The sequence below is a fragment of the Methylophaga sp. UBA2496 genome (assembly GCF_002341635.1).
In the GTDB taxonomy this organism is placed as follows: Bacteria; Pseudomonadota; Gammaproteobacteria; order Nitrosococcales; family Methylophagaceae; genus Methylophaga.
Map to the genome: position 1 here is coordinate 230,433 of NZ_DDOK01000009.1, position 6,136 is coordinate 236,568.

The 6,136-nt window shown below is 46.0% G+C and carries 5 protein-coding genes; 2 read left to right on the forward strand and 3 right to left on the reverse strand.

Annotation, left to right across the window (positions count from 1 at the left end):
* Positions 1 to 95 precede the first annotated feature (95 nt).
* Together B2W60_RS14280 and B2W60_RS14285 are read left to right on the forward strand one after the other, a co-directional pair.
* Positions 96 to 1,724 (forward strand): protein adenylyltransferase SelO, encoded by a 1,629-nt coding sequence (locus tag B2W60_RS14280; protein ID WP_292358912.1) that lies wholly within the window; start codon positions 96 to 98, stop codon positions 1,722 to 1,724.
* Positions 1,725 to 1,741: 17 nt separating this feature from the next.
* Positions 1,742 to 2,851: a PQQ-dependent sugar dehydrogenase gene (locus B2W60_RS14285; RefSeq protein WP_292358911.1), complete on the forward strand. Its 1,110-nt coding sequence runs from the start codon at positions 1,742 to 1,744 to the stop codon at positions 2,849 to 2,851.
* On the opposite strand, the gene greB is transcribed toward B2W60_RS14285, so the two are convergent.
* The 3 genes from greB to B2W60_RS14300 form a co-directional block, all read right to left on the reverse strand.
* On the reverse strand, positions 2,848 to 3,315 hold the full coding sequence (gene greB / locus B2W60_RS14290; protein WP_292358910.1) for a transcription elongation factor GreB: 468 nt from the start codon (positions 3,313 to 3,315) through the stop codon (positions 2,848 to 2,850). The two genes, B2W60_RS14285 and greB, sit on opposite strands and share 4 nt — an antisense overlap.
* Positions 3,315 to 4,652 (reverse strand): FAD-dependent oxidoreductase, encoded by a 1,338-nt coding sequence (locus tag B2W60_RS14295; RefSeq protein WP_292358909.1) that lies wholly within the window; start codon positions 4,650 to 4,652, stop codon positions 3,315 to 3,317. Before B2W60_RS14295 ends, greB begins: the two co-directional genes overlap by 1 nt.
* Before the next feature lie 106 nt (positions 4,653 to 4,758).
* Positions 4,759 to 6,136, reverse strand: a 1,378-nt coding sequence (locus B2W60_RS14300; protein WP_292358908.1) for a hypothetical protein, incomplete at its 5' end; no start/stop codon positions are given.

Sequence of the window (6,136 nt, forward strand, 5' to 3'; positions counted from 1 at the left end):
AGTTCTTTCCAGGAACTTTACGCCTCAGTTAGTCTGTCAATATCAACATAATAAGCCGGTGTTTTCACCGGCTGCTATCTGTTGTAATAGAGACTATGACTACACAAGAATTTAATCCCAACGACGCTACCACCACCCCAATGACGCGGCTGCAGTTCGATAACCGTTTTGTAAGGGAGCTCCCCGCCGATCCGGATACTGAAAACGTTCGCCGTCAGGTGCTGGGTGCCTGTTATACCTTTGTGAACCCTACGCCTGTTGCCGAGCCTGAACTGGTCGCTTATTCCATGGATTTAGCCACCGACTTAGGCATCAGACCAGTGGATTGTGAAAGCCTGCAGTTTGCTAATGTGTTTGCCGGTAATGAGCTGCTTGAAGGCATGCAGCCTCATGCTATGTGTTACGGCGGACATCAGTTTGGCAACTGGGCCGGACAACTGGGCGATGGCCGGGCCATCAATCTCGGTGAAGTTCAGGATATTCACGGCCAACTGCAAATGTTGCAGCTCAAAGGTGCGGGCGAAACCCCCTACTCCCGTTCGGCTGATGGATTAGCGGTATTACGATCTTCGGTGCGTGAATTTCTCTGCAGTGAAGCCATGTTTCATCTGGGCATCCCCACAACCCGTGCTTTGAGTCTAGTGACCACCGGTGAAGGTGTGATCCGGGATATGTTTTACGATGGTCGACCGCAAACTGAACCAGGTGCGATCGTTTGTCGGGTTGCCCCCTCATTCCTTAGAATTGGTAATTACGAGCTATTTAATTCTCATGGTGATATCGACAACCTTAAATTATTAGTCGATTACACCATTCGCCATCATTATTCGCATTTAGGTGAACCGTCCAAAGCGACATATCTCGCCTGGTTCAAAGAAGTGTGTGAACGCACGGCAGATTTGGTGGTGCACTGGATGCGTGTTGGTTTTGTGCATGGCGTATTGAATACTGATAACACTTCGATTTTAGGACTGACTATTGATTACGGCCCGTATGGCTGGATTGATAATTACGATCCCGACTGGACGCCAAACACTACCGATGCAACGGGTAAACGCTATCGGTTTGGTCACCAACCGCAAATCGCTCAATGGAATCTGTTACAACTCGGCAATGCTATTTATCCATTAATTGATGACGTCGAGCCACTGCAACAAATTCTGACTGATTACGTCAAGCTTTACACGGATAAATGGCAAAAAATGCGTGCCGATAAACTTGGATTGAATGACTATCAGGGTGACGCCGATCATGAACTAAATCAGCAGTTACAGAAAATTCTGTTACTGGCTGAAACCGATATGACGATTTTCTATCGCAATTTGGCAGACGTGTCGTGTGAACAAAACGATCTCAGTGATGAAGACCTACTGGCACCGTTAATGGAAGCGTATTACGCTCCTGAGGCCCTATCCAAAGAGGATAAAAAAGATATCTGCAACTGGTTGAGACGCTATCAGCTGCGTGTGCAGCAGGATGGCACCAGCGACCTTGATAGAAAAGCCAGAATGAATCGGGTAAATCCGAAATATGTGTTACGTAACTATCTGTCTCAACAGGCAATAGACAAAGCTCATGATGGCGATTACAGCCTGATTCATGAACTTTTAGAGGTCATGCACCGTCCTTATGATGAACAACCTCAGTATCAGCATTACGCAGCTAAACGTCCCGACTGGGCAAGAGATAAACCCGGCTGTTCAATGTTGTCTTGTAGTTCATAACCTAAGGAGTTAACCAGATGAAATTGATTAGCGTGCTGCTTGCAGTATCAGTTTGGTTTTTTGCTGTTCCGGCTTATGCTGCCAGCGTCACTGATAAAAAGCTGCAAATTGACAAAGTTGCTGAAGGCCTCGGCATCCCATGGGGAATGGCAATTTTGCCCGACGGTACGATGCTGGTGACCCAGCGCGAAGGCAAGTTAAGCCTGGTCAATCTTGATTCTGGGGATAAAACGGATATCAGTGGTGTACCTTCAGTTAAAGCACAAGGTCAGGGTGGCTTTCTGGATGTGGCTTTATCACCGGATTATGCTGAGAGTGGCTGGATTTATTTCACCTACAGCAAAGATATAGATGGCCAGGGCGCAACTACACTCGCCCGTGCAAAGTTAGACGGCAATGCTTTAGCTGATTGGAAGGATTTAATAGTCACCCAATCACGCACCAGTAAAGGCCAGCATTACGGTAGTCGGATTGTGTTTGATCAGCAAGGTCATCTGTTCTTCTCTATTGGGGATCGTGGCGAACGTGATATGGCCCAGGATCTTAACAATCACAACGGTACCGTTCTAAGGCTAAATCTTGATGGTAGTGTTCCGCAGGACAATCCTTTTGTCGGACAGGACAATGCTTTGCCGGAAATCTGGAGTTACGGTCATCGTAATCCACAGGGCCTGCATTACAACGCTGAAACACAACAGCTTTGGGGTATTGAACACGGTCCACGTGGTGGTGATGAAATCAATCTGATTGAAGCAGGCAAAAACTACGGTTGGCCTGAGGCTTCCCATGGTAAGGAATATTATGCTCCTGTCTCTGTCGGTCAAGGCAAAGAAGTGGATGGTATGGCAAATCCGATAAAAGTCTATATTCCATCCATCGCTCCCAGCGGTCTGGTGCAGTATCAGGGTGAAGCCTTCCCGGAATGGCAGGGTGACTTATTTTCAGGTGCCATGGCGCTACAACATCTGAATCAGGTCAAAATTCAGAATAACGAAGCAGTCGATGAAACACGCTATTTACGAACTATGAATAAACGTATTCGTAACGTCATTGAAAGTCCTGAAGGCTGGTTGTATGTATCAACAGATGATGGCGAGATTTATCGGATACAACCAGCTGCAAACTAATATTTGATGTCCAGAATCAGATAACGATGACCACCATCCTGAACCTGGATAGTTACTTCGTCATCTATCTGTTTTTTCAACAACGCTTGCGCCAAAGGTGAATCCACACTGATATTCCCTTTGGCGTGATCAATCTCATCCGGGCCGACGATCCGGTATTGAACCTCTTCCGTATCATCCTTCAACAGCGTCACGTTCGCCGCAAAAAATACGGCTTCCTGATTATCCGGGATACGATCAATGACCATCAAATCCGGAATACGTTTTTGGAGATAGCGGATCCGCCGATCAATTTCCCTGAGTTCTTTTTTACGATAAATATATTCGGCGTTTTCAGAACGATCGCCTTCAGCCGCGGCAGCGGCCAAGGCCTGAACTACATGCCTGCGCCGCTGCCAGCGCTCGCTCAGCTCCTGATTCATCCGGAACATGCCATCAGCAGTGATATAGGGTGATGATGCCATTATGCTGATTTATGAAGTCTTTCGTTCAGCAAGGATTCATTGATGGATGCACCAATACGCCCTACAATTAAACGCATATCCGTTTCAGCATTTTCCAGGCAACTGGTGCCTCCAGGGGATGGCGTCATATTGAAGACAATACCGTTTCCGGGGTTAATCTTGGCCTCACCCATCAACAACTTGGCATTCTTTTTATCAATCAACTGAGGCCTGACACCCCCAAAACCTTTAGCGAATTCAATATCTTTCAATTGCAGGCCAGGAACGATTTTGCGTGCATCTTTCAAAAACAGCCAGCGACGTAATAACGGCACTTCAAACAGGAAGTTTTTAAAGATGTAGTTGCGAATATCCTTGATACGGAACAAATCCCAGAAAACTTTAAGCACCCTGCTGTCCAGACGCAGAACCCGCAGAAATTCAAAAAAAGTTTTATTGTTATAACGCTCTAACAATGGCAGTAACAATGCCGTGGGCCCAAAACGGGTTTTACCCTCGACCAGCACATCCGGATCACCATGCACCGCGGCAAATGGCAATGCATCATTCTGCACGGTATACACCTTGCCACGGAGCACTTGCGGGGTGAAATAAAAGCTCCCAGCGACAGGCAGGCAAGAGAATTCCAAGCCATAGCCCATCTTTTGTGCCAGCAGTAAACTATGTCCGCCAGCAGAGACCACCACGCTGCGAGCCTTAATGATTTTATCGCCGGTAACCAATGAAAATACGCCATCACTTTCGACAATATCATCGACTTCGCTGTTAAATAAAAGCTGGATTTGTTTGTCTGTTTTGGCTTTGGCCTTATCAACAAAGGCTTGCGATAAACGTTGATAGTCGACCGCACTGTAATCATCCAAAATAGCAAGTGCAACACAGGGTTCTGCCCGCATTTCACCATTTACCATGACGACGGCGGGTTCATAGGAAGCAATATCCGATTTTTCCAACAGTTTCATATTGGGAAAGACTTCACGGAAGGTCTGGTAGCGCTGGCGAAGCTGACGGCATTCCTGTTCACCGACACCTAAAACCATTTTGGGATATTTGAAAATGACCTGATCTACATTAGGTAAATCAGCAGCAAAATTCACCAGCATCTCAGCAGCCGCTTTTACCTTGGTCGCTTTCTCCAAGGTGTAATTGGTCTCAATATCACCGCAATGGATTGTCTGGCTGTTGTTACGGCCATTCGAGTTGACCTTGGCCACCCCGGCATATTTTTCCAACAGGACAATATCATTAAGATCAGTATATTCAGCCAGCATATACAGCAGCGCGGTGCCACAGACACCGCCACCGACAATGGCTACCTGATGAATTTGGTCTGTCATAAATTTTTCCGTGCTTAAACGACGGAAATTTTAGCAAAACGTTGCTCAGACCGTTTAAAAATATCACTTCATCAAGTTATATAAGGCGATAGCAGATCTATCTTACTCACTTGTATTTTGGCTTCTTATTGCCAGAAAATGACGGTATTGTTGAAAGAATCGCCTGTAACTCACTCCGTTTCTTTTTGCTTTTACCCGTTTTTTTGACAGCAGTTAATTTATCCACTTCACCCAGTAAACTATCCAACTGCGCAGTATCCGGAAGCGGCTCCTCTTGCGTTGGTGGGATCAGTGATAACTTTTTATCCGTTTGTGTCGATTGTAGCTTTTCAACATCTTTGAGTAATGATTCCAAACGCTCAGGTTCAGGCAAGTCGGGCTGTTCAGGAATATCAAAAACGGCAATTTCAGACTGTGTCTGTTTACGATCCAACTCTGCCTGAGCCTGTTCTGCCGCAAGTGCTGCAGCAAAGTCCTCTTCAGCCTGGCTCAGGTTTGACTTCTGAGTTATATCTTCAACGGGGGGGATTTCTCCAGCTTCATTTTCAGGGCTGTCCATATCCGGATTTGCCTCTGTATGAACTGATGTTTTAACGTCAATTTTTTCGGAAACGGTTGACTCAGGGATTTCATCAACCTTGCTGGGTGAAGTATTGTCGAGTAAATCTGAGACCCACTCATCATCGTTCGTATGTGTCTTCTCATCGTTAAGCTTGGGTTTCAGTGGCTCACTTTTATGCTCATTGGAGCCCATCAATGAAACCAGAGGCGCCTTTTTAACTTCAGAAATTAATTCCTGAGTCGAATTCATTCTGTATCCATTGGCTGTTGATAATTCGATTTCTTCCTCAATAAACTCAGGCATGCCATGAAATGCATAGGGTTGCTTATCTGATGCAGGAGACACCAAAGTTTTCTCAGTTGACTTTGCTGTTGAAACAAAATCCACTTCTGCATCCCTGTCAGAGCGATATGACGATGGGGATTTTTGCTGTTTAGCATCTGGCTGCGGGGAGGTGTCATCAGCTTTATCAAGCTCAGTCTTTAAAGTATTGTCAGACTGTGCTGCTTCAATGTGATAGCTTTCTTCTTTATTCTCAAAAGACTCCTCCAGGCTGCTTTCTTTATCCAGAAAATCTGGAGAAAGACCGGGAGCTTCGCTGCTTACAGTGTGGCTTTCTTCCGCTTCTTCAATAAGCATTTCCCTGGATGGCTCACTATCAACAGCTTTTTCAATGGGTGGTTGTGTGGCGATTGCATGATCTCCAGCAAGGTGTTGTTTCCTTGCTGCTTTCAGCCGTTGTGTTCGTTCACGTAATTTAGCCCGTAACTTCTCAATCTCATTAACAGGCTCATTCGTTTTGGATGCTTCCTTGACGATATTTTCATCGGCAGCTATTGCATCAATTGGTTGTGCCGACATTATGCCAGCCAATCGCTCTTCCTCGCTTTGGTAGTGACTTTCGGCTTCGGCTTCGGCTTCG